This is a genomic window from Marinobacter sp., assembly GCF_041687235.1.
In the GTDB taxonomy this organism is placed as follows: Bacteria; Pseudomonadota; Gammaproteobacteria; order Pseudomonadales; family Oleiphilaceae; genus Marinobacter.
In genome coordinates this window covers 107,186-132,105 of the sequence record NZ_JAWLCH010000007.1, presented here as the reverse complement: position 1 = coordinate 132,105, position 24,920 = coordinate 107,186, and the positions used below count along the sequence as shown (strand labels likewise).

The 24,920-nt window shown below is 58.4% G+C and carries 19 protein-coding genes; 2 read left to right on the top strand and 17 right to left on the bottom strand.

Going from position 1 to position 24,920, the window contains the following annotated elements; translation table 11 throughout:
* Positions 1 to 24: 24 nt before the first annotated feature.
* The 3 genes from adk to ppc all read right to left on the bottom strand — a co-directional run bounded on the left by adk (position 25) and on the right by ppc (position 4,957).
* A complete protein-coding gene (gene adk, locus ACESMK_RS11780; protein WP_372998637.1) occupies positions 25 to 678 on the bottom strand; it encodes an adenylate kinase in 654 nt (217 codons plus the stop codon).
* Between the two features lie 201 nt (positions 679 to 879).
* Positions 880 to 2,250, bottom strand: coding sequence for an HDOD domain-containing protein (locus ACESMK_RS11775; RefSeq protein ID WP_372998634.1), 1,371 nt, complete (start codon positions 2,248 to 2,250; stop codon positions 880 to 882).
* Positions 2,251 to 2,311: 61 nt separating this feature from the next.
* Positions 2,312 to 4,957: a phosphoenolpyruvate carboxylase gene (ppc, locus tag ACESMK_RS11770; RefSeq protein WP_372998631.1), complete on the bottom strand. Its 2,646-nt coding sequence runs from the start codon at positions 4,955 to 4,957 to the stop codon at positions 2,312 to 2,314.
* Positions 4,958 to 5,061: 104 nt separating this feature from the next.
* Here ppc and ACESMK_RS11765 point away from each other — a divergent pair, with 104 nt between their 5' ends.
* On the top strand, positions 5,062 to 5,295 hold the full coding sequence (locus ACESMK_RS11765) for a hypothetical protein (RefSeq protein ID WP_372998628.1): 234 nt from the start codon (positions 5,062 to 5,064) through the stop codon (positions 5,293 to 5,295).
* 31 nt (positions 5,296 to 5,326) lie between these two features.
* Here the strand turns inward: ACESMK_RS11765 and ACESMK_RS11760 are convergent, their stop codons facing one another.
* The 5 genes from ACESMK_RS11760 to cysM all read right to left on the bottom strand — a co-directional run bounded on the left by ACESMK_RS11760 (position 5,327) and on the right by cysM (position 11,226).
* Positions 5,327 to 5,671, bottom strand: a complete 345-nt coding sequence (locus ACESMK_RS11760; protein ID WP_008176163.1) for a hypothetical protein — start codon at positions 5,669 to 5,671, stop codon at positions 5,327 to 5,329.
* Between the two features lie 136 nt (positions 5,672 to 5,807).
* Positions 5,808 to 6,665, bottom strand: coding sequence for a nucleoside triphosphate pyrophosphohydrolase (gene mazG / locus ACESMK_RS11755; RefSeq protein ID WP_372998625.1), 858 nt, complete (start codon positions 6,663 to 6,665; stop codon positions 5,808 to 5,810).
* Positions 6,662 to 8,899 carry a GTP diphosphokinase gene (gene relA / locus ACESMK_RS11750; protein ID WP_372998623.1) on the bottom strand — a complete coding sequence of 746 codons (2,238 nt, stop codon included), beginning with the start codon at positions 8,897 to 8,899 and terminating at the stop codon, positions 6,662 to 6,664. Before relA ends, mazG begins: the two co-directional genes overlap by 4 nt.
* Positions 8,900 to 8,956: 57 nt before the next feature.
* Positions 8,957 to 10,306: a 23S rRNA (uracil(1939)-C(5))-methyltransferase RlmD gene (gene rlmD / locus ACESMK_RS11745; protein WP_372998620.1), complete on the bottom strand. Its 1,350-nt coding sequence runs from the start codon at positions 10,304 to 10,306 to the stop codon at positions 8,957 to 8,959.
* A 26-nt stretch (positions 10,307 to 10,332) separates the two neighbouring features.
* Positions 10,333 to 11,226 (bottom strand): cysteine synthase CysM, encoded by an 894-nt coding sequence (cysM, locus tag ACESMK_RS11740; RefSeq protein WP_372998617.1) that lies wholly within the window; start codon positions 11,224 to 11,226, stop codon positions 10,333 to 10,335.
* Between the two features lie 225 nt (positions 11,227 to 11,451).
* On the opposite strand from cysM, the gene ACESMK_RS11735 reads away from it, so the two are divergent.
* Positions 11,452 to 14,325, top strand: coding sequence for an ATP-binding protein (locus ACESMK_RS11735; protein ID WP_372998614.1), 2,874 nt, complete (start codon positions 11,452 to 11,454; stop codon positions 14,323 to 14,325).
* 11 nt (positions 14,326 to 14,336) lie between these two features.
* On the opposite strand, the gene pdxJ is transcribed toward ACESMK_RS11735, so the two are convergent.
* The 9 genes from pdxJ to ACESMK_RS11690 form a co-directional block, all read right to left on the bottom strand.
* Complete coding sequence (gene pdxJ, locus ACESMK_RS11730) at positions 14,337 to 15,077, bottom strand: pyridoxine 5'-phosphate synthase (RefSeq protein ID WP_372998611.1); 741 nt, start codon at positions 15,075 to 15,077, stop codon at positions 14,337 to 14,339.
* Positions 15,067 to 15,795 (bottom strand): DNA repair protein RecO, encoded by a 729-nt coding sequence (gene recO, locus ACESMK_RS11725; protein ID WP_372998608.1) that lies wholly within the window; start codon positions 15,793 to 15,795, stop codon positions 15,067 to 15,069. The genes pdxJ and recO overlap by 11 nt, the downstream gene beginning before the upstream one ends.
* A gap of 7 nt (positions 15,796 to 15,802) precedes the next feature.
* Entirely contained in the window at positions 15,803 to 16,720 is a 918-nt protein-coding gene (gene era / locus ACESMK_RS11720) for a GTPase Era (RefSeq protein WP_372998605.1), read from the bottom strand.
* Positions 16,720 to 17,409, bottom strand: a complete 690-nt coding sequence (gene rnc, locus ACESMK_RS11715) for a ribonuclease III (RefSeq protein WP_372998603.1) — start codon at positions 17,407 to 17,409, stop codon at positions 16,720 to 16,722. Before rnc ends, era begins: the two co-directional genes overlap by 1 nt.
* Positions 17,406 to 17,795, bottom strand: a complete 390-nt coding sequence (locus ACESMK_RS11710; RefSeq protein ID WP_372998599.1) for a DUF4845 domain-containing protein — start codon at positions 17,793 to 17,795, stop codon at positions 17,406 to 17,408. The genes rnc and ACESMK_RS11710 overlap by 4 nt, the downstream gene beginning before the upstream one ends.
* Positions 17,796 to 17,821: 26 nt before the next feature.
* On the bottom strand, positions 17,822 to 18,628 hold the full coding sequence (gene lepB, locus ACESMK_RS11705) for a signal peptidase I (RefSeq protein WP_372998596.1): 807 nt from the start codon (positions 18,626 to 18,628) through the stop codon (positions 17,822 to 17,824).
* Positions 18,629 to 18,640: 12 nt separating this feature from the next.
* Entirely contained in the window at positions 18,641 to 20,443 is a 1,803-nt protein-coding gene (gene lepA, locus ACESMK_RS11700; RefSeq protein WP_372998593.1) for a translation elongation factor 4, read from the bottom strand.
* A 104-nt stretch (positions 20,444 to 20,547) separates the two neighbouring features.
* Positions 20,548 to 23,274 (bottom strand): EAL domain-containing protein, encoded by a 2,727-nt coding sequence (locus ACESMK_RS11695; protein WP_372998590.1) that lies wholly within the window; start codon positions 23,272 to 23,274, stop codon positions 20,548 to 20,550.
* Positions 23,275 to 23,401: 127 nt separating this feature from the next.
* Positions 23,402 to 24,826, bottom strand: coding sequence for a DegQ family serine endoprotease (locus ACESMK_RS11690; RefSeq protein ID WP_372998951.1), 1,425 nt, complete (start codon positions 24,824 to 24,826; stop codon positions 23,402 to 23,404).
* Positions 24,827 to 24,920: the final 94 nt, after the last annotated feature.

Genomic DNA, 24,920 nt, shown 5'->3' with positions numbered 1-24,920 from the left:
ACCTCAGGTCAGGATGCCAATGATTTATTTGAGCTCAGACAGGATCTGGTCACGAATGCTGTCCAGGCTGCCAACACCTTCGACCCGGACATACTTCGGCGCCGCAGAAGGCTCTTTCGATGCCCAGTCCTGGTAATAGCCCACCAGAGGTGCCGTCTGGTCATGGTAGATTTTCAGGCGCTTGCGAACCGTTTCTTCCTTGTCGTCCTCGCGCTGAACCAGCGGTTCGCCGGTTTCATCGTCCTTGCCTTCCACTTTGGGCGGATCGTATTTGACGTGATAGATACGGCCACTGCCTTCGTGCACCCGGCGGCCGGACAGGCGGCTGACGATTTCCTCGTCATCCACGGCAATTTCGACCACGTAGTCAATGGCAATCCCCTGATCTTTCAGGGCCTCTGCCTGGGGAATGGTCCGGGGAAAACCGTCCAGCAGGAAGCCGTTCTTGCAGTCCGGCTGCTGGATGCGCTCTTCAATCAACGCAATGATGATGTCGTCGGACACCAGGCCGCCGGTTGCCATGACTTCCTTCACCTGCTTGCCCAGCTCGGACTCGGCCTTTACCGCAGCCCGCAGCATGTCACCGGTGGAGATCTGGGGGATATCAAACCGTTCAGTGATGAACTGGGCCTGAGTTCCCTTGCCTGCGCCCGGTGCGCCTAACATGATGATTCGCATAACGCTGTGCTCCCGTTTTAGTCATTATCATTTGAAAAGCTGTGGCAAAAACTTCTGCCTTTGCGACAGCCTCTCCTGTCCGGAACAGGTGTCAGCCGAAATCGGCGAAGGCGCATTATACGAAGTCAGCCACGTCAGAGAAAGTCGACCTCCGTATCATGCAGCGGAAGTGCGCATTTCCCAGCGAATAAGGACAGGGTGTCAGGATGACAGGGAGCTGGCCAGTGCGTCCAGATCCGGCGCGACCCGATCCAGTTCCGCCGCCAGCTCATCCACAACATTCGGTAGCAATCCCAACCCTTCAAGCAACGCGGGCACGTCATCGGGGTTGAACTCATCGCCGATACCCCGCTCTTTCAGGAGGGCATTTGCCAGTTGCACCATCAAGACGTAGTTTTCGTGCTCGCCGTGGTAGCCGGGCTGCTGATGGACACCCGCCGCCTTTACCACAGGATCCGGGAGTTGCCAAAGCCGATGCAGGATACCACCAATAGCGCCATGACCGACCGACAGGATCTCCTGGCCATTGCCCTGCCCGAACACCTGCTGTTCGAGAGAATGCATGCTGGCTTCGGGATTGGCTTCCCGGAGTTCATTGAGCTCGTCAAACTCGGCCGGGAACAGGTGTCCGACCAGCAACAGGCCGAAGTTATGCAACAGCCCGCACAGATAACCGAGGCCTTTCTCGGCGCCGCACCTTGGCGCAATGATCTGGCACAGGAACGCGCAATAGAGCGAATGGCGCCAGAAATTATCCATGCCCAGGATTCCCTGGCGGGGCACCTCAAAGGCTCGAACAGACGCAATGCCCAGGGCGATGTGGGCCACACGATCAAAACCGAGCACACGGGTAACGGCTTCCTGGACAGAATTGATCTGGCCGGGATAATTGAAAAGAGCGGAACGGGCATAGCGCATAATCTGGGCCGTCAGGCTGGGATCAAACTCGATCAACTCCGCGAGTTCCCGGGCAGTGGCATCAGTATTGGCGGTCAGCCGGAGAATCCGCAGGGCCAGGGCCGGCATCGGTGGCAGGCGGTAAAGTTTCTGGAGTTTATCGGCGACTTCCTCGAGCGTCAGCGCCTCGCGATTACCGTTGCCCGGGCCGCGAATAACCAGATGCCCCTCCCTGGCGCCGGCCAGCGAGAGCCTCAATGACCGGCCATCCATTTCTATCAGGGAATGATCGGTACCGCTGGTGAACACGACCTGCTCAGCCTGCATCACATCTTCATCGACGATAACCGGCAATTCATAAGCCTGTCCGATGGGCGGCGTAAAGCCCGGATCACAGTCCCCGAACAGGCGCATGGTCTGCCGCGCGGTCAACGGCTGCAAACGACGGCCGGTCAACTGGTGAACCGCATCCGGATCAAGTGAGCTGTCAAACTTGTGCACGGCCATCACCACGCCGGTAATATCGATCAGCAGTGTTGCCTGGATAAAGTCATCCTGCGACAGCCCCGAGGCAATGACCGCCGAATCCAGGCTGGTCACCTGATCAATCGGCAACTCCCGATAGCTGATGCCCTTGCGGTTCAGAAAACGCTCCAATCGTGCAGCCAGCGCCACAGCTTACTCCCTTTATTTTTTGTCGTTGAACAGGCTATCCGGCCATTTCCCGGCACCACTATCAACCAGTGTTGCGCATTCCGGCGGCGATGCCCGCCATGGTGACTTTGAGGGCCCGCTCAACCAGTTCCGGTACCTCGCCCTTGCCCTCACTTTCACGATCCCTCCGGAGCAGTTCAGCCTGCAGGTAGTGAAGAGGATCCGTATAGGGGTTACGCACCTTCATAGAATGCGCGAACACAGGTTCTCCCTCAAGCAGGCCGGTTTGTTCCTTGAGCTCCAGAAGCCGCTCAATGCACCCCTGAAGCCGCATTCGAAGGCTTTCCCCCAGCGCTTTAAGCCCGTCGTCGTCCAGCAGGGTCTGCTCATAATAGCTGGCGATGCGCAGATCCGCTTTCGCCAGTACCATCTCCAGCATATCCACATAGGTACGGAAGAACGGCCAGCCCTGCATCATCTCCCTCAGTACCGGGAGCCGATTATCTCTGGCCGCCTCTTCCAGTGCCACATCACTGCCAAGCCAACTGGGCAGCATCAGGCGCATCTGGGTCCAGGCGAAAATCCACGGAATAGCTCTCAGGCTTTCCACGCCACCGGTGGCCTTTCTTCGGGCCGGCCGGCTGCCGAGCGCCAGTTTACCCAGGGCCTGCTCGGGTGTGACCTGGCGGAAATACGGAACGAAATCCGGATTCTCCCGAACCACATCCCGGTAGGCTTTCAGGGAACGCTCGGTAAGCCAGTCCATGGTTTCCCGCCAGCTGTCCTCCGGCTCGGGTGGCGGCGCCAGAGTGGCTTCAATAACCGCGGTGGTGTAGAGCGTCAGGCTCTGAACCGCCAGCCTGGGCAAGCCAAACTTGAACCGGATCATTTCACCTTGCTCGGTGATCCGGAAACTGCCGTTTACCGAGCCCGGCGGCTGGGACAGAATCGCCCGGTTGGCAGGTCCGCCGCCGCGCCCCACGGTGCCGCCGCGGCCGTGGAACAGGGTCAGGTGTACACCAAACTGGCGGGCAACCTGGGTAAGCTTCTCCTGGGCCTGGTACTGGGCCCAGGCCGCCATCAGCTGGCCGGCATCCTTGGAGGAATCCGAATAGCCGATCATTACTTCCTGCTGACCCTGGCAATACTCCCGGTACCACTCGACCTCGTACAGTGCCGACATGCTGTCCGGCGCGCCACGAAGGTCATCCAGGGTTTCAAACAAGGGGACGACCCGCATGGGAAACTTCATCCCGGACTCCCGCAGCAGCAGAATCACGCTCAACACATCCGAGGGCTTGCTGGCCATGGAAATCACGTAGGAACCCAGCGCTTCCGGGGTTTGTTGCGCCACCACTTCGCACGTTGCCAGCACCTCCTGAACGGATTCGGACGGCTCCCAGTTGCGGGGAACCAGTGGCCGGCGACCCTGGAGCTCCTGCACCAGAAACGCCTGTCGTTCCTGCTCGGACCAGGACAGGTAATCCCCCAGCCCAAGATAATCGACCATCTCGGCAACGGCCTCCGCGTGGCGGCTGGCTTCCTGACGAATATCCAGCCGGATCAGCGGCAGGCCGAAGGTGTGTGCACGCCGAATGGTATCCAGCAGCGGGCCATTGGCAATATCTTCCAGACCACATTCCACCAGAGACCGATAGCACAGCTCCAGGGGCCCGGTGAAATCCTCATTTTCAAACAGAATATCGGACGCATCCGCCGGTTCGCCGTTCACACTCGCCTCAGCCCAGTCACGGGTTTTGATCAGTCGCTCACGCAGTTCAGCGAGGACATGGCGATAGGGCTCCCGGGAATCACCGGCGACCGCTCTCAACTCGTCGCTCGCCTGCCACATGGACAGTTCCGCCCGAAGCGCCTGAATATCCCGAAGATAGAGATCTGCCGCCATCCAGCGACCGAGCAGGAAGACCCGGCGGGTGACTTTGTGGGTAACATTCGGGTTGCCGTCACGGTCACCGCCCATCCAGGAGGCAATCCGGATCGGCGATGCCTGCAAGGGCAGCCCCCTGCCCGTGGCCTCCTCCAGCGATGTATCCAGACTTCTAAGAAACTGCGGCAACGCCTGCCAAAGGCTGTTCTCGATAACCGCAAAGCCCCACTTGGCTTCGTCCACTGCGGTTGGCCGCTCATGACGGATCTCATCGGTATGCCAGGCTTCGGCAACCAGTTGGGACAGGCGATTGACGATCTCATCCCGCTCTGCGGGCATCAGATCGTCATGGTCCAGCCTTGCCAGGCAATCCGACATTTCATCGTATTTCATGATCAGGGTGCGGCGGGCCACTTCGGTGGGGTGAGCCGTCAGCACGAACTCGATCCGCAAATCCGCGACGCGTTTGTGCAGTTCGTCCGGCGTAACATCCCCGCTCTTGAGTCTTTCAAACACCTCACCGAGAGATTCGACCATGAGATCCGACTGATGACCCCGTTTGCGACGAATACCGTGATACTGCTCCGCGAGGTTGGCCAGGTTCAGAAACTGGTTAAAAGCCCGGGTCACCGGCAGGAGTTCATCGTCGCTCAGCTTGCCCAGAAGATTCACCAGCCGCTGACCGGAACCGCTTTCCTGGCGGCGATCGGCCTTGGCAGCTGCCCGGATTTCCTCGATCAGTTCGAAACAGTCCTGTCCGGGATACCGCCGTATGCTCTGGCCCAGCAGTTCGCCCAGCATTCGTACATTTTCTCGGAGTTCGGGGTGTAGCTCAGTCACATTGGCGTCCTTTTGAATTGACGGAGGCGAAGTAAACTTACGATACTAAGGAACAGTCGAAAAAGTCTATTGGCGATTCAAGCCTGTAGCTGCAAGGAGTCATCATGAAGGTCACTGATCTGCCCAAACACTGGGAAAAGCAGAAAGAACCCGTGGAACGCACCCACGATTACAACCTGCGCCTGCCGCTGGAAGATGCCGCACGAGTTTCCGCACTGGCGGAGCTTTACCCGGACCGAAGTGAGAGTGATATTCTGAACGATATGATTGGCGCGGCCCTGGACGATCTGGTGCGCCAGAGCCCGCTGAAGGACAAGCTGGAAGGGAAGGATAAATAAGTAACGACGGGCAGCGGTCGCTGCCCGTTCGTCAGGCTACTGATTCCAGCTGGCGAGCCTTGAGACGCTGAATGTGCTTCTGGCTCAGGCTGACGAACTTCGGAGTCAGCCCCTGATCCTCGTAGATCTCGAAACCATCCTCGTCATAGGCCACCACCTTGGTGCCCTGCACGTAAGGGAAACTGGTTTCCATTTCGTCCAGTGCTGCGGAAATCAGATCCCGCATCAGATCCTGAGGTGATTTCATCGGGTAAAGCGCTGCGAGCTTTTCGAGGCGCTTGTGATGCTGGTCAGACAACGCCATGAAGTAGGCGTCTCGGGTAAGCCGACCACGTGCATGCTTGTCCCAGTAGTTGACCAGATCTTTGATTTTCATGGTGCCTTCACTCCTGCATCTTATTGATGGCGCACGGCGCACAAAAACCGTGCGTCCGTTTCCGGAAGTGTAGACGAAGCCAACGGTCCGGGGGCGAGAAAATTGGTAACGGATTGTACTTACCGATCCGCCCTGCTCAGTGTCCGTTTCCGCCCTTCTCGACGCCTTTTACCGCCTGCCAGACGGCATCCAGCGCCTCCAGTGATTCTTCGTCCATGTCGCGCCCCTCCTTTTCAAGCACACGCTCAATGGCCCGGAAGCGGGCATCGAACTTGTGGTTGGTTCGATGGAGGGCCTGCTCAGGATTAACCTTCATGAACCGTGCCAGGTTCACACAGACGAACAGAAGATCGCCCAACTCATCCTCAACGGCATCCGGATCGCCTGTCCCGGTTTGCGCGGCTTGCCAGGCTTCCTTGAGCTCGTCGATTTCCTCGTGGAGTTTGTCGAAAACCGGGCTGATATCCGGCCAGTCAAAGCCATGGCGAGCGGCCCTTTTCTGGAGCTTCTCAGCCCGGGCCATGGCCGGCAGGGTGCGGGCAATGCCATCAAGACGGCTGCTGGGTGCATCAGTTTCCGATACCGGCTTCAGCGCCCGCTCCTCGGCCTTGATGCGCTCCCAGCTTTCCTTGATCCAGGCCTCATCGGGCCGGTTATCCGGGTCAATCCGGCTTTCCAGCGTGCCTTCCGGAAAAACATGGGGGTGCCGGCGCACCAGTTTCCTGACCAGATGATCAACAACGCCGTCAAAGTCGAAATGCCCGTCCTCCTGTCCGATCCGGGCGTAGAAGATCACCTGGAACAGAAGGTCACCCAATTCGTCTTTCAGATGCGGGTAATCCTCCCGGTCAATGGCATCGGCAACCTCATAGGCCTCTTCCAGGGTATGCGGCACAATGGTTCTGTAGGTTTGCCGGGTATCCCAGGGACACCCGGTCTCCGGATCCCGGAGCCGGGCCATCAGGGTTTTCAGATCTTCGATGGTGTAGCTCATCCGCGTTTTCGCCTCACATCAATGATATTGGGCAGGTTACGGATCTGCGCCAGCAACCGCGCCAGTTGCTCCAGACTGGAAATTTCCACGGTCACGGTCATGGTGGCCGTGTTCTCGTCCTTGTTGGTCAAGGTGTTGAGCGCCAGCACATCACTCTTGGAGGACGACAGCACCTGGGTTATGTCCCTCAGCAATCCTGACCGGTCATAGGCCTCGATTTCGACATCAACCGGGTACACCGCCGCCGGCCGGCCACCCCAGCTCACCTCGATGATCCGGTTCGGTTCAAACTCACGCAGGTTCAGGAAGGTCAGGCAGTCCTGGCGATGCACCGTCACGCCCCGCCCTACGGTTATATAACCGCCGATCGCGTCTCCCGGCAGCGGTTTGCAGCATTTCGCCACCTGGGTTTTGAGCTTGCCCACGCCCAGAATCTGGATGTCTGATTCGGTGTCGTAGGGTTTGCGCCGCTGGGTGCTGAGTTTCAGATCCAGCTGTTCGGATTTGGGCTCCAGCATCTGCTGGGCCACATTGGCGACGTGGGTGGGACGCAGATCGCCGGCGCCAATGGCGGCAAACATGTCTTCCGCACTGTGATAGTTGACCTTCTGCGCAAGGTCGCCGAGATCCACATCGTAGAGTGACAGGCGCTTGAACTCATCCTCAAGGATCGCCCGGCCATCAATGACGTTGCGGCCACGATCCTGCTGCTTGAACCAGTGGGTTACTTTTGCCCGGGCCCGGGAGGTCTGGATATAACCAAGACTCGGATTCAGCCAGTCACGACTGGGTGCCGGATTGTTGGACGTCAGGATAAACACCTGATCCCCGGTTTTCAGCGGGTAGGTCAGCGGTACAATTCGACTGTTCACCCGGGCGCCACGGCAGGCGTGGCCAATCTCGGTGTGAACCCGGTAGGCGAAATCCACCGGCGTTGCCCCCTGGGGCAGGTCCACGACATGGCCTTCAGGCGTGAAAACATACACCCGGTCGGACGCCACATCGGACTTCAGATGGTCAGCCAGTCCGGACAGGTCGCCCAGTTCTTCCTGCCACTCCAGAACCTGGCGCAGCCAGTTGATCTTGGCGTCGTAGCCGGTGGACTTGTTGCCTCTATCCGTACCTTTGTAGAGCCAGTGGGCACAGACGCCCAGTTCCGCCTCTTCATGCATCTTGTGGGTGCGGATCTGGACTTCCATCACCTTGCCCTCAGGGCCGATCACCGCCGTGTGCAGCGACTGGTAACCGTTTTCCTTGGGGTTGGCAATGTAATCATCGAACTCATTGGGGATATGACGCCACAGCGTATGAACAATGCCGAGTGCGGCATAACAGTCGCGCACTTCCGGAACCAGAATGCGCACGGCACGGACATCGTAAACCTGCGAGAAGTCGATGCCCTTGCGTCGCATTTTCCGCCAGATGCTGTAAATATGCTTCGCACGGCCGGACAATTCACCTTCAATGCCATAGGCTTTCAGTTCGGTCTGCAGGGTCTCGATCACCCGTTTGATATAACCGTCACGGTCAAGACGCTTTTCATCAAGCAGCTTGGCAATCTTTTTGTAGGCGGAACCATGCAGATAGCGGAAGGAAAGGTCCTCCAGCTCCCACTTTATGTGGCCAATGCCAAGACGATGAGCCAGGGGCGCATAGATATCAAACACTTCCCTGGCCACGCGCATGCGTTTTTCTTCAGGCGCGTTCTTGACCGCCCGGATGGCACAGGTCCGCTCCGCCAGCTTGATCAAGGCAACCCGGACGTCGTCGATCATGGTAACGAGCATCTTGCGAACGTTATCCAGCTGGCCTTCACTCTGGCCGAGGACGTTGCCCTTCAGCGGATGATGAATGGAGGAAATCGCCGCCATCTGCTGTACGCCGTTGATCAGGCCGGCGACCTCGTCGCCAAACTCCTTGCGGACATCCTCCAGCGCAACACGCTCTTCCCGCACCGCGCGGTAGAGAATGGCTGCCACCAGGCTGGCCTGATCAAGGTGCAGCTCCGCCAGCACCTGGGCCATCTCGATACCGATCCGGAAACTGCTGGAGCCAGGCGCCCACAGGCGATCCTCCCGAAACGCCTGGAGATCGATCTCAGCCGCTTTTTCGCAGGCGCGCCGGAACTGCCCAGCGTCGTCCAGATGGGTCTGCGAAGCGATCTGCAGGACCCAGCCGTCGATATCCACCTGGCCATCGCCAGTCATTGCGTAGTCTTCGCGAACTTTTACCATATCAGTCTTGTTATTCCTGATGGTTTCCGCAGCCATCCGTGACTGCCCACGACATCCTCAGCCGGAATCCCGCTCGAACAATGCGATGGATTCCACATGGGTGGTGTGAGGAAACATGTCCATCACACCTGCGCGCACCAGGCGATAGCCGTTGCGCACCATGACTCCTGCGTCCCTTGCCAGGGTAGCCGGGTTGCAGGACACATAGACGATCTTTCGCGCGCCGAAAGCGGTCAGATACTGACAGATTTCCTCGGCACCGGAACGGGGCGGATCAATCAGGATCTTGTCGAAGCCTTCCTTTGCCCAGCTTTGACCGGTGAAATCTCCATGCAGATCGGCGCCATGAAAAGCCACATTGTCCAGACCATTCAGTTCCGCATTTTCGCGGCCACGGACGACCATGGTCTCGTCGCCTTCCACGCCAACAATCTCCCCGCCCCTGCGGGCCAGGGGCAACGTAAAGTTGCCCAGACCACAGAAAAGATCCAGTACTCGCTCATCTGGCTGAATATCCAGCCAGTCCACAGCCCTGTGTACCATCGCGCGGTTAATGCCTGCATTGACCTGGGTAAAGTCCATGGGATGAAATTTCATGGTCAGGTCGAATTCATCCAGTCGGTAGCTCAGCCGCTCATCCTCCTGACCAGCTGAGTCGGGCCAGATGCGGTGGACCGTATCAGGCCCTTTTGGCTGCAGGTAGATATGCAAATCGTGGGCCTGACCAAAGGCAACGAGCTTTTCCCGGTCACCAGTCGAGAGATCATCCATGTTCCGGAACACCATGACTGCCACATCATCGCCACAGGCAACTTCAACCTGGGCAATCCGGCTGTAGGCATCCAGATCATGCAACATGTTGCGCAAGGGCAATATGCGCTCACCAATCCGCGGATCCAGCACCACGCAACGATCGATATCGGTCAGAAAACTGTTGCGCTTTTCCCGGAACCCCACCAGAACGGACTCCCTCGCCTTGACGTATCGGACACCCAGGCGTGCCTTGCGACGATAGCCGAGACTTTCCTGCGAACGCAGGGGTTCAACCCATTCTTCAGGCTCTATGCCCCCGAAATGGGCAAAATGTTCACGCAGGGTGGTTTCCTTGAACCCGATCTGGGCATCACCACTCATATGCTGGAGGCTGCAGCCACCGCAGAGATCGGCAAACTCACAGGGTGGCGTCTGGCGATCCGGTGCTGCCTCGAGAACCTCCTCGGTGCGCAGCTCGTCGAACTTGCTTCGGCTGGACACAACCTTCGCCATCACCGTCTCCCCGGGCAGGGCGGCATCCACGAACTGGGTCTTGCCGTCCTGGCGGGCGATGCCCCGGCCGTCATGGCTCAGGGTTTTTATCTCACAGCGCACGGGCTCTTTGGGAAGAACCTTCCTGCGTCGTCTGCTCATACTTGGGTCTCTTGGTAGAATCGGGTTCAGGCGCCGGGAAACACACCGGTGGAAAGATAACGGTCCCCGCGGTCACAGATAATGGCAACGATGATGGCGTTTTCAACCTGCTCAGAAAGTTTGAGTGCTGCGGCAATAGAGCCGCCCGAGGACACCCCGCAGAAAATTCCTTCCTCGGAGGCCAGGGCTCGCATGGTGTTCTCGGCCTCTTCCTGACCAACGTCCAGCACCTGATCCACCCGGGTGGCATCGTAGATCTTCGGGAGATAGGCTTCGGGCCAGCGACGGATGCCGGGAATTGAGGCGCCTTCTCTGGGCTGCAACCCGATGATGCGAATGTCCGGATTGCGCTCCTTGAGGTAACGCGATACCCCCATGATGGTGCCGGTCGTTCCCATGGAACTGACAAAGTGGGTAACCCGTCCTCCGGTCTGCTCCCAGATTTCCGGACCGGTCGTGCGATAGTGTGCCAGAGGGTTGTCCTGGTTGCTGAACTGGTCCAGCACCCTGCCCCTGCCTTCCGCCTGCATTTTGAGGGCCAGGTCACGGGCGGTTTCCATACCCTCTTCCTTGCTGACCGTGACGATCTCTGCGCCATAGGCACGCATCGATGCCCGACGCTCCTCACTCATGTTTGCGGGCATGATCAGCACCATCCGGTAACCCTTGATGGCAGCCGCCATGGCCAGGGCAATGCCGGTATTACCACTGGTCGCCTCGATCAGGGTATCGCCGGGCTGGATGTCGCCCCGGCGCTCCGCTTCCTGAATCATGCTGATGGCCGGGCGATCCTTCACTGAGCCGGCAGGGTTGTTACCCTCCAGCTTGGCCAGGATCACGTTACTTGTCTGACCGGGGAGACGCTGCAGGCGAACCAGAGGGGTGTGCCCGACATAATCTTCAATGGTGGGAAAATGCATATGATAACCCTGTGGTACACTTTTGGCTTCGCATGATACGCGTTATCGCCCCGGTCTCCCAATACAGCTTCTCGCTATATCCATGACCGGTGGCTATATCCGCCACGGGATTTTCCGGTGCCGCCGGGACTGATACCACAGTTATCCCGTTCCGGATCAGCTATTCTTAACACGGACGTTTTCCGCCCTGCGGTGCGGACAAAAGCAATAATTCAGGAACACGGTATGCGACGTTGGGGCATTCGCAAGAAAGTTTTGGTGGTAACGCTGGTTCCCACCCTGCTGACCACCCTGATGCTGGGGCTGTTCTTCACCTACAGCTGGGTCAACAATATTGAAAGCCTGCTGAAGGACCGGGGCGAATCACTCTCACGTCAGCTCGCGGCCGGTTCCGAGTATGGCCTCTTTACTGCCAACCGAAGCCTGCTCAGCAGCCTCTCCAATGCCCTTCTGGAAGAACAGGACGTGCGCTCCATCACCTTCTTCGGCAGTGATGGTTCGCGCCTGCTCCACACCGGGCCAGGAAGCTCCGAGACCGTGCAGTCCGAAGAACTCACTGCCGAGCATGCAACCCGGCTATCCCGGGAAAACAGCACCCGCTTTATCACACCCGTGTTTCTCCAGGACCTGATGATCGAGAGCATGCTCGACCCGGATGCCCGCCAGTCCATGTCGGATCTGCGTGAGCCTCTGGGGTGGGTGGTTGTTGAAATGTCCCACATCCGGACCGAAAAGGAGACCTACAAGGCCCTGCTCATTTCCCTGCTGCTGATCCTCGGCGGCGTCATTCTCAGCATGGCTATTGCCCTGCGTCTGAGCCGCGCGTTCACAAACCCGGTGTTTGAACTGAACGAGGCCGTCGCCAAACTCAAGGAAGGCAAGCTGGATACCCGCGTCCATACTGGTGCCGGGCCCGAGTTTGAGCAGCTGGAATCCGGGCTCAATGCCATGGCCGAAGAGCTGAGCAAGGCCCAGGCAGAAATGCAGCAGAATATAGACCAGGCCACCGAGGACCTTCGGGAAACCCTTGAGACTATCGAAATCCAGAACATCGAGCTGGATTTTGCGCGCAAGGAGGCACTGGAAGCCAGCCGCATCAAGTCGGAATTCCTGGCCAACATGTCCCACGAAATCCGCACCCCCCTCAATGGCATCATCGGCTTCACCGAGCTGTTGCTGAAAAGCCCATTACCCAGACAGCAAAGGGATCATCTGAGCACAATCCGGAAATCCTCGGAAATCCTGCTCACCATCATCAACGACATACTGGACTTCTCGAAGATCGAAGCCGGCAAGCTGATCCTTGACCGCGTCCCCTTCCAGTTGCGCGATATCGTCGAGGAAGTCATGGTGATGCTGGCGCCGGCCGCCCACGCCAAGAATCTTGACCTGGTGCCACTGGTCTACAACGATGTTCCGGACAACATCATGGGTGACCCGTTGCGGGTCAAACAGGTGATCACCAACCTGGTCAACAATGCCATCAAGTTTACCCAGACCGGCGAGGTCGTCCTCCGGGCGAGTCTGGAAGAAGAAGAGAGCGATTCAAACCGGGTTACTCTCCGCCTGAGCATCACGGATTCCGGTGTGGGTCTTTCCCGGGCCCAGCAGCAATCCCTGTTTAACGCCTTCAGCCAGGCCGATGCCTCAACCGCACGCCAGTATGGTGGTACCGGTCTGGGCCTCGCCATTTCGAAGCGCCTGGTGGAAGAGATGGGCGGCAAAATTGGTCTGGAGAGCGAGCTGGGCAAGGGATCAACCTTCTGGTTTACCCTCACCTCGGAGCTTGCCACCAGCGGTGAAGCCATCTCGCCCAGGGATGCCCTGCGAGGCGAGCGTGTTATTTACCTGGAACAGCAGAAAACCACGGGCCTGGCGGTGGAGCACCTGTTGCGGGACTGGGGCATGGTGGTCGACCGGGTTGCCTCACCCGGTGCGTTGCAGGAGCAGATTGAGGAGGCTCAGAAAAGCCAGGCCGGATACGCCGTGGCCATTGTCGGCATTACCCGGCACCTGCTCAACTCCAGCCAGTACTGCGGTGTTATCCGTACCCTGGAGATTGAACGGGATTGCAGAACGTTACTGCTGACACCAACCCTCGAAACCCACGACACCCCCCTATCAGGACTCGCCAGCGGCCACCTTACCAAGCCTGTGTGCCGGGATTCCCTTTACGACGAGCTTCTGCTGCTGGTACATGGCATCAATGCCAGCGGGCGCACGCCCGAATACGAAATCACCGCCAACCGGACTGGCACGGCCAACGTTCCCCGGGTGCTGGCTGTGGATGACAATGACGCCAACCTGAAACTGGTCATGACCCTGCTGGAAGACTGTCAGCTTGACGCCGAGGGGGCGTCCAGCGGATTTGAAGCTCTCAGCAAGGCTCGGCAAAAACCCTTCGACCTGGTCTTCATGGACCTGCAGATGCCGGGCATGGATGGCGTGGAAACCACCGCAAGACTGAGAGAGATGGACACCGGCAATCACCGGACGCCAATCATCGCCCTGACGGCCCACGCGCTTGCCGACGAGCAGGAACGGCTGATCAAGCAGGGTTTTGACGGTTACATGCCCAAGCCCATCAGCAGCGGCCAGCTCACCGAGATCATTCACGAGTACACCGGCTATGTCTGCCCGAAAACCAGCAGCTACGGACGAATTCCGGTACCGGAAGTACGCGACACCCGCAGGGCCCTGAGGCCATCCACGCGCAAAATGCAGCAGGATTGCGTGAGCGTCGACGAGAGTATTCAGCTGGCCGCCGGCAAGGCCGACCTGGCCGAAGAACTGTTCAGTATGCTGCTGGAGCAGGTCCATGTGGATCGGCAGCGCATGCCTGAGCTCTGGGCCGGCGACGCCATGGATGAACTGTTGGAGTGCGTTCACAAGCTCCACGGCGCCACCCGCTACTGTGGCGTGCCGGAACTCCGGGCAGCGGCCAATCGCCTGGAAACCGCGATCAAGTGCACTGCGCCAGACCTGGAGCTCCAGAAAGACCAGCTACTGTCTGCCATGGAGCGCCTGCAAATCTGGAGCGACCAGACCGACTGGCAACAACTGTTCCGCGAACGACACCAGACGACGGAAACCACCTGATGGTGTCTTGATCAGGCCCGGACCCGGGCCTGGTCGACAATGGCCTTCATATCCCGGACCGCTTCTTTCAGGCCCGTAAAGACGGCGCGGGCAATGATGGCATGGCCAATATTCAGTTCGTTGATGCCATGGATCGCCGCCACCCGTTCTGTGTTGTGGTAATGCAGGCCGTGGCCGGCATTGACGATCAGCCCTTTCTTGCGAGCGTAGGCAACGGCATCGGCAATTGTTTTGAATGCGGTTTCCTCGGCTTCCGGCGTGCCAGCCTCGGCATACTCACCGGTATGCAATTCCACCACCGGTGCGCCGCAGCGAACGGCGGCATCTATCTGAGCAGGATCCGGATCAATAAACAGTGACACTTCGGAGCCAATCCGTGCGAGGCGTTCACAGGCTTTCGCTATCCGGGATTCCTGGCCTTCGACGTCCAACCCGCCCTCGGTGGTCAGCTCCTCGCGCTTTTCGGGCACCAGACAGATGCATTCCGGACGAACCTGCTCGGCGAACGCCAGCATGGCATCGGTAACCGCCATTTCCAGATTCATCTTGGTCTGGAGTACTTCCTTGAGCAACAACACGTCCCTATCCTGGATATGCCGCCGGTCTTCCCTTGGATGAACAGTAATGCCATCAGCGCCGGCTTCCTCGGCCATCAGAGCCGCCTGCACCGGATCCGGATACCGGGTCCCCCTCGCCTGACGAAGGGTGGCAACATGATCAATGTTAACGCCAAGCAGTACTCTAGGATTCATGAGATTCTCCCCGAAGGTGAGTGAAAAGACTGCGACTGTTCAGGGGGCGCCCCTGAAGAAGATAATCGATAAGGACTCGCATAACCCGTTTCGCCGTCCGGCGACTGCTGTCCGATTGCAGATCCTCGCGGGCGAGATTCAGTAACACCTCCCCCGACAGATTCTGCAAACGAACACCGGGGGATTGCCCGGAGACAATGCCCTGTTCCGGATCATAACAATACTTCCGGGCAGGCTCGACGGACTGCCCCGTGTCAGTGGCAATGTCCCAGGCAAAGTCGTAACCGAGGGCGGACGCGAAAGCGAGCTCGAACCGTCGGAGTACGGGCTCCACGTCCGTGGTGTCGGACAGTTGCCCGACTGCATCTATGTAGGCCGCAAAAAGAGTCGGATGGGGATCAGCAGCGGGCAGAATCCGCTGCAACAGTTCGTTCAGGTACAGACCGCTGTACAGGGAAACTGTCCTCGCCAGGGTAGGTCCGGCTCTCACGTCGACCTGAGTCAGGGTCTTCAAATCTCCGCGGCCGGTCCAGTCCACGACCAGGGGCTGAAAGGGCTGGAGCTGAGCTTTCAGGGGGCTTTTGGCACTGTTGGCTCCCCGGGCAATCACGGTCATCCGACCATGGTTCAGGGAAAAGAGATCCACCATCAGGCTGGTTTCCCGCCAGGGCCGGCGGTGAAGGACATAAGCCGGCTCCTGCAGCTCAGGCCCCTTCATAGCCGCCTCAGAGGTCGTTCATGCCCAGGCTCTTCAGGGCCCGGTCGCTGTCTGCCCAACCTCGCTTCACCTTGACCCAGAGCCTCAGCATGATCTTGCTGTCGAACATTCGCTCCATATCCGTGCGCGCCTCCTGACCAATCCGACGCATCCGTTCGCCCTTTTCGCCAATGATGATCTTCTTCTGGCCTTCACGCTCCACCAGTATGAGGGCGGAAATATGCAGGGTCTTGCCCTCCCGCTTGAACTCCTCAATCTCCACCGCCACGGAATAAGGCAGCTCGGCACCCAACTGGCGGGTGATTTTTTCCCGGACAATTTCGGAGGCCAGGAAACGCTCGCTGCGATCCGTGATCTGGTCGTCGGGGTAGAAGTGGATACTCTCCGGCAGGTAACGGCCCACGGCCTCTTCCAGAGGTTCCAGATTGGTCTCCTTCAGGGCCGACAGTGGAATAATCTCGGCAAACTCGCGCTTTTTCGAGAGCATATCCAGGTGTGGCAGCAGGCTTTCCCGCTTTTCGATCTTGTCGACCTTGTTCACCGCCAGGATCACAGGGCATTTCAGCCGGCTGAGTTTCTCCAGCACCATCTCATCCGCGGGCGTCCAGGCCAGCTGGTCCACCACGAACACCACCACATCCACATCAATCAGCGCCGACGTAGCCGCCTTGTTCATGTAACGGTTGATCGCCCTTGGTTCTTCCTCGTGCATGCCCGGCGTATCCACATAGATGGCCTGCACCGGACCCACCGTTTTGATACCCAGCACCTGATGCCGGGTGGTTTGCGGCTTGCGGGACGTTATGCTCAGTTTCTGGCCAAGGATATGATTCAGCAGCGTGGATTTGCCGACGTTGGGACGGCCCACGATGGCAACAAAGCCGCAGCGGCTGTCCGGATTTTCCGGACGGGTGATATCGTTCATTACTGGTTCTCCACGCCCAGCTCTTTCAGGGCGTTGCGGGCTGCCTGCTGCTCGGCCACCCGGCGGCTGCTGCCGGTCCCGGTGGTTTTTCTGTCCAGCGAAGGCAATGCACAGGATACATGGAATGTCTGGTTGTGGGCCTCGCCGTCTACGGAAATAACGTCGTAGCGGGGCAGCGGAAACTGGCGGGACTGGAGGTATTCCTGTAACCGGGTCTTCGGGTCTTTCTGGGTGTCCTGCAGGTCCAGTTTCTCCAGTCGGTGCTCGAACCAGCGTAACACCTGCGCCCGGCAGGTGTGAAAATCACTGTCCAGATAGATCGCACCGATGATGGACTCCACCGCGTCGGCCAGGATGGACTCGCGCCGGAAACCACCACTTTTCAGTTCTCCAGACCCCAGCCGCAGGTAACTGCCGAGCTGGAACTCGCGTCCAATCTCTGCCAGCGTCACTCCCTTCACCATGCGGGCGCGCAGCCGACTCAACTGGCCTTCACGGGCCTTTTCAAAGTGCAGGAAAAGGTACTCGGCGATGACCATGTTGACAATGGAGTCACCGAGAAACTCCAGACGCTCGTTATTCTGATTCCCATAGCTCCGGTGGGTAAGTGCCAGCAGAAGCCGCTCCGGCGATTTGAACTGATAGCCGATGCGCCGCTGTAACTGATCCAGATCCGGTTGTGAACTCACTTGCCCTTCATCTCATATTGGTGCTTGAAATGAACAACCGTATCCACATTGCTGAACAGGTTGTTACGCACTTCGTAATCAACGTTTATGACGACCAGGTCGCCATCTTTATCGACAGAAATGTTCTTGGCGTCAAAGCCCCGGACGTTGTTCACGCTAAGTCGTTTGTTGATCAGCGTGCGTACCTGGGCTGGCCCCATTTGCGACAGACCCTCAGTGCCTTCAAGGCTTTCCAGCGCCTCCTGAATGGTAATGTCATCCAGATAGGCGGGACCCAGTTTGATCACCAGCGTCAGCAGGCCGCCAAAAAACAGCACCATGACCATCATGGTCAGGGCCGACGCTCCGCGCTGACGGCCCATGCCGGAAAGATTGTTTTTCTTCATTATGACTGAGCTCCAGATAGTCCGAGTTACTCGATTCCGCCTACACGATCAAAGGATGGCAGACTGGTAAGGGATTTCCAGTGCATCCAGATAGCAAAGGCCTTGCCCACGACCAGCTCGTCGGGGACCATGCCCCAGTAGCGGCTGTCATTACTGTTATCCCGATTGTCGCCCATGACAAAATAGCTGCCTTCGGGCACCTGCCATTCGCCCTCACCACTGCCGCCGCGCTGCCCCATGGTCAGGAAAATGTCGTGTTCGACATTACCCAGATCTACCCGTCGCAGCTCCATTGGTGGCAGTCTCGCGATAAAACGGGTTTCCACCTGCTCACCATTTATAAACAGCTGCTTGTCGCGGTACCGGATATGGTCGCCCGGCAAACCGACCACTCGCTTGATGTAGTTGGTCTGGCCATCTTCCGGATAGCGGAACACCATGACGTCGCCACGCTGGGGATCGCCCAACGGAACCACTTTGGTTCCGGCAACCGGCAGCCTGAGCCCGTAAGCGAATTTGTTGACCAGAATGAAGTCGCCCACTTCCAGGGTAGGCAGCATGGACCCCGACGGAATCTGGAACGGCTCTACCAGAAAAGATCGCAGAACCAGCACAATCGCCAGCACCGGAAAAAAGGAGCGGCTGAGATCAACCAGATAGGGTTCCTTGGGCTCCTCCGACTCTGCGGATGGACCATCCCCCGCCGCGGCAGCATCGCCACTGGCGCGGTAGGCTTCGAGCCGACGCGCCCGAAGAAACAGCTTGTCCGCCAGCCAGACCAGACCCGTCGCAAAGGTCAGTACCACCAGTACCAGGGGAAAATCGATATCCATCCAGGAGGCCTTTTATTTGTCCACTTTCAGTACGGCAAGAAACGCTTCCTGAGGCACCTCGACATTACCCAGCTGCTTCATACGCTTTTTACCTTCTTTCTGCTTCTGCAGCAGTTTCTTCTTCCGGCTGACGTCGCCACCATAGCACTTGGCGGTGACATTCTTGCGCAGCGCCTTCACTGTAACCCTGGACACCACCTGGTTACCGATGGCAGCCTGAATGGCAATATCGAACATCTGCCGCGGAATCAATTCCTTCATCTTCTCGATCAGCTGGCGACCTTTGTGATGGGCCTGCTCCTTGTGAACGATCAGGGCCAGGGCGTCTACCCGCTCGCCATTGATAAGCACATCAAGTCGCACCAGGTTGGCGGTCTGAAACCGGGTAAAGTGATAATCCAGAGAAGCAAAGCCGCGGCTGGCCGACTTGATACGGTCGAAGAAGTCCATCACCACTTCAGCCATTGGCAGCTCATAGGTGAGCTGGACCTGGGTCGACATGAAGTGCATGTTCTTCTGGATGCCCCGCTTCTCTTCACACAGGGCAATCACGTTCCCGATATGCTCCTGGGGTACCAGAATATTGGCTTCCACAATCGGCTCACGCATTTCCTCTATGGAACCAATATCCGGAAGCCGGGATGGGTTGTCTACCGACAGAGTCTCACCCTGTTTGGTAACCACCTCATAGATAACCGTCGGCGCCGTCGTGATCAGATCAATATCGTATTCCCGTTCGAGCCGCTCCTGAATGATTTCCATGTGCAGCATGCCCAGGAAACCACAGCGGAAACCGAAGCCAAGGGCGTCGGAGTTCTCCGGCTCGAAAAACAGGGAGGCATCGTTCAGCGTCAGCTTTTCCAGGGCATCCCGGAAATCGTTATAGTCATCGGCGCTGACGGGAAATAACCCGGCGTAAACCTGGGGTTTGACCTTTTTGAACCCCGGCAGCATTGGTGTCTGCTCAGCGAACTTCTGATGCACGATGGTGTCGCCTACCGGCGCACCATGGATATCCTTGATACCGGCAACCACGAAGCCTACGTCACCGGCCTCCAATACATCGGTGTCCTTTGGCTTGGGATTGAAAATACCGACCTTGTCGGCGTTCCAGGCCTTGCCGGTGGACTTGATGACAATCTTGTCGCCTTTTTTGAGTGTTCCTTCCGTCACCCTGACCAGAGACACAACGCCCAGGTAGTTGTCGAACCAGGAATCGATGATCAGTGCCTGTAGAGGGGCACTTCTGTCACCCTTCGGAGGTGGGATCTTCTTGATCAGATCCTCGAGCACATCCTCGACACCCAGGCCACTCTTGGCGCTGCATCGAACGGCGTCAGAGGCTTCGATCCCGATAATATCCTCGATTTCCGCGGCCACCCGTTCCGGCTCGGCCTGGGGCAGATCCATCTTGTTCAGAACCGGTACCACTTCCAGGCCCTGCTCAATCGCGGTGTAGCAGTTAGCAACCGACTGGGCTTCAACGCCCTGCCCGGCATCAACCACCAGCAAGGCACCTTCACAGGCATAAAGCGAACGGGACACCTCGTAGGAAAAATCGACGTGTCCCGGGGTGTCGATGAAGTTCAGTTTGTATTCCTGACCATCCCGGGCTTTGTAATGGAGCGTGACACTCTGGGCCTTGATGGTAATACCCCGCTCACGCTCAAGATCCATGGAGTCCAGGACCTGCTCGGCCATTTCACGATCGGTCAGGCCGCCGCAGACCTGGATAAAACGGTCCGCTAGCGTGGATTTACCATGGTCGATGTGGGCGATGATGGAGAAGTTACGGATTCGGCTCAGTTCAGTCACAGACAATGAATACTCATATAAGACGAAGGATTGAGCCCGGAGGGGCCGCTACCGGGATCCGGGAACGGCGTGATTTTACCGGTTACCGGCCGCCATTGCCATGATCAGGAAATCAGCGGCCTTTCGTACTGCCGGATCAGGAAGCCAATCAGGGCATCCTCGTCCAGCGGATAACTGAACAGGTTACCCTGGCACTGGGCACAGCCGTGGGATTTGAGGAAGCTCAGTTGCTGCGGGGTTTCCACGCCCTCCGCAACCACCGTGAGGTGGAGCTTCCGGGCCAGCGCTATCACCGCAGAAGCCACGTCGGTGGCACTGACATTATAGGGAATGTCACGAATGAACCGGTGATCAATCTTGATCACATCCAGTGGCAGCTGTTGCAACGCAACCAGTGAGCAGGAGCCGGTGCCAAAATCATCCAGGATCAGGCAAACGCCCAGATCATGAAGCGAAACCAGCAACTCCCTCAGCATCCGCGGATCTTCGTTAAGCAGTTCCGCCGGCATTTCCAGTTCAAGGCGCTCGGGTGACACACCGGTTTCGGTGATGACCTGGCGAATCATGTCCAGAAAGCCGGAATCCGTAAGCTGACGAACGGAAAGGTTCACCGCCATGTTCAAAGACTCGAAACCGGCCCGCTCCAGGGCCTGGACCTGAATACAGGCCTGCCTGAGCGCCAATTCACCCAGACGGACAATCAGCCCTGTCTCTTCGGCCAGCCCGATAAATTGCTGGGCCGAGACCAACCCCTTCTCCGGATGGTGCCAGCGCAAGAAGGCCTCAACCCCGATGACCCGCTCACTGGCCAGATCAATCTTCGGCTGGTAGTGCAGAACGAAGCGGTCACCATCCAGAGCCGTGGCCAGTTCCTCCTGCTGCAGGAGACGGCGGGCGGCCTTGATGTTCATGGCCGGCGTGAAGAACTGGAAGGTGTTCCGGCCCAGCTCCTTGGCACGGTACATGGCCAGATCCGCGTATTTCATCAGGGTACCGGCATCTTCACTGTCGTGGGGTATCATGGTGATCCCGATACTGACCGTGATACCGACCTCGTGATCGTTCAGCCGGATTCGCTGGCACAGACTGCGCAGAATCGTCTCTGCAACCTTACCGGCGGCATCCGAGTCGCTGATCCGGGACAGCAGGACCACAAATTCATCGCCACCAAGCCGGGCGACCGAATCTTCTTCGCGAACACAGCCTACCAGCCACTGGGCCACCTGACGCAACAATTCATCACCGGAATCATGGCCCAGGGTATCATTGATGCGTTTGAACCCGTCCAGATCCAGGAACATCAGCGCCGCCGGTTCACCGCTGCGACGGCTGCGGCTGACCACATGATTGAGCCGGTCCCGGAACAGTTGCCGGTTCGCCAGCCCCGTGAGCGGATCGTAAAATGCCAGCCGGTGCAGTTCCGACTGGGCAGCCTTGAGCTGCGTCAGGTCCCGCAGGCTGAGAACCACGCCATTGACACCGGGCACCGATAACATGGCGGTGAACGTGCCTTCCATATCGCGCCATTGCCCCTCGGCATCGCGAATACGAACCCGGATTACCGGCATCTGCTTGCCAGGCGCCTGCACAGACTCATCAAAGCCCCTCTGCAACTGGGGCCAGTCGTCACCGTGAACAAGCTCCTCGAAATTCAGCGCCTGCACCTGATCCGGTTCAAATCCGAGAATGTCGAGACTCGAAGGGCTGGCGTAAAGAGCCCGCCCCGCGCGGTCCATCACCAGAGTGACATTGGCCGCCCCCTCGGTAATGGCCCGGTAACGCCCGGCGCTGATCTGAGCCATCAGGCGAGACCGGGTCAGGGCAAGCACGAAGAGGAACAGCAATGCACTGATCACCAGCCCGCTTCCCAGAACGATCGGGGGCCGGGGGTCCGAGGCCAGAAAATCAAACGCAGGTGTGGAACGGGTCTGCAGCAGCCAGTCACGGCCGCCATGGCTGATGGTCTGACTCATCTGGAAGCTGAATTCGTTATCAAGGGACCCCAGATTGGAGCCGTACATCAGATTCTGCCGCTCAGCCACGCCGGCATCGTAGATCCGGACATCAAGAAACGGCGATATCAACCCGACAATCCCGTCTATCAGGTTGTTCATGCGGAACGCACTGAACACATAACCTGCCAGCATCATGCGGCGTTCAGCACGTATCTCGGGAACGTCGCCACCCTGGTAGACCGGGTAGTACATCAGGAAGCTTGCCTGGTCTTCACCAAGCTCTTCCTGAACCAACACCACCTTTGCTGTTACCGTAGGGACGGCATCATCGCGGGCCCGCTCCATGGCCTGGCGATGGAGCGGATCGCTGAAAGCATCATAGCCCAGGGCCCGACGATTGCGATCGGTGCCGGGTTCCAGGTAAACCATGGGATAGTAGTAGGGACCGCTGCCCAACGGGTTCACCAGGTAATTATGCACCCCCTCGGCCCGAACAGAGGCAATATGGTCGGCCATCTGGCGGACGCCGATACGACGGACGTAGCCAATCCCCTGAATGCCCGGGTAATACCGGTTCATATCAACTTTGTCGACATACTCGCGCCACTGCTCCCGGGAAACATCCCCGGTCACTGCAAACAGGCCGGCGCTGCCGGCCAACACCTGCTCGTAGTTGAGCAAGCGTTCTTCGATGGCAGACTTCAGCTGCAGTGACTGGGTGCGGAATCGGGCTTCCGTGCGGTCTTCAACAAGCCGTATGGACACCTGCCAGAGCAGCAGGGTGACGGCAATCGCAACGGCAAAAATCAGCCACGCCACCCAGGCGTTGCGAAATTCCAGTAGCTTGCGGAGTGAGAGTTCCTGTCTGTTCATCATGGGGGCTGGTCCGTTCCATGGCCACTCGTTTTTTTGGTTTGCCGAGTATAACAAAAGCCCCCGCAAGTGTCGTTTCCAACACCTGCGGGGGCTTTTGTATATGACGATCGGGCTCAGCGAGCCAGCGTCAGGGCTTCATCACCAGGTACAGCGCCCGGCCCTCACGAACCACGCGGACCGATACCGCCTTGCCATCGGGCAATGCCCGCACTACCTCGCGGAAGTCCTGCACCGATGTCACCTTCTGGCGGTTGATCTCCGTGATCACATCCCTCGGGCGGATACCGGCTTCGGACGCAGCGCCTCGGGCCACACTGCTGACCACAACGCCGCCCTCAACGCCCAGGGAATCTGCCATCTCTGCCGGCAGAGGCTCTACCATCATACCCAGCGGTGCCGATCCCGGGCCGCCGCTGCCACCAGATGGCGCAGATGCCTGCTGGCTTCCCTGCTCGGGGAGCCGGCCGATCTCGACCTGAAGCTCTATTTCCTCACCTCCACGGAGCACCCTCAGTTCAGCGGTTTCGCCCACTGGCGTACGACCCACCATGGGCGGCAGGTCAGAAGAAAGCTCAACATCATCACCGTCGTAGCTGAGGACTATATCGCCTGCCTGCAGGCCCGCATCACGCGCCGGCGAATCCGCCATTACTTCGGCAACCAGCGCACCCCGGGGCCGCTTGAGACCAAAGGACTCGGCCAGATCACGGTTTACTTCCTGAATCAGCACCCCAAGCCAACCGCGGGCTACAGAACCGTCGTCGCGCAACTGACGGAAAACGTTCATGGCATCATCAATGGGGATAGCAAACGAGACGCCCATGAATCCACCAGAGCGGGTATAGATCTGGGAGTTGATACCCACCACTTCACCGTCCAGGTTGAACAGGGGGCCACCCGAGTTGCCGGGATTAATAGCAACGTCGGTCTGGATAAAAGGCACGTAGTTTTCAGACGGCAGCGAGCGACCCAGGGCACTGACGATTCCGGCAGTCACCGTATAGTCGAAGCCGAACGGCGAGCCAATCGCAAAAACCCACTCACCCACTTTCAGATCTCGGGATTGGCCCACTTTTACCACTGGCAGGTTATCACCGTCCTCAATCTTGAGAACCGCCATGTCTGAACGGGGATCGGTTCCAATCAGAGTTGCAGGCAATTCGCGTCGGTCGTTCAGTCGCACAATGATTTCGTCGGCGCCCTCCACCACGTGGTTGTTGGTAAGCACGTAGCCATCAGAGGATACGATGAACCCGGAACCCATGGAGCGACGCGGTTGCGAGTTACCAGGACCACCGCCAAACGGAGACTGGGGACCGCGGAAGAAGTCCTGGAAGAATTCGGGCAACTGTTCCAGCTGACGCTCATCGAATGGCATTCCTGGGTTGCGGGAGTTGCCACCTTTGGGTTCACTGCTGGTGCTGATGTTCACTACCGCGCCGGCGTTGTCTTCAACCAGTTCGGTGAAATCGGGCAAGCCCCTGGCTGAGCTGGCCTGGCTCCAGCCAAGGAGGACGGCAACAGACAGCAGCAGGAAAAAAGCGGCTGACATCCTTTCGGGCATATAATTCGGTGACGACTGAGCAACCAATGTTGCACTCGACATGATGTATCCCCTTTGTTTTTAACACACCTGGGCTTAATTT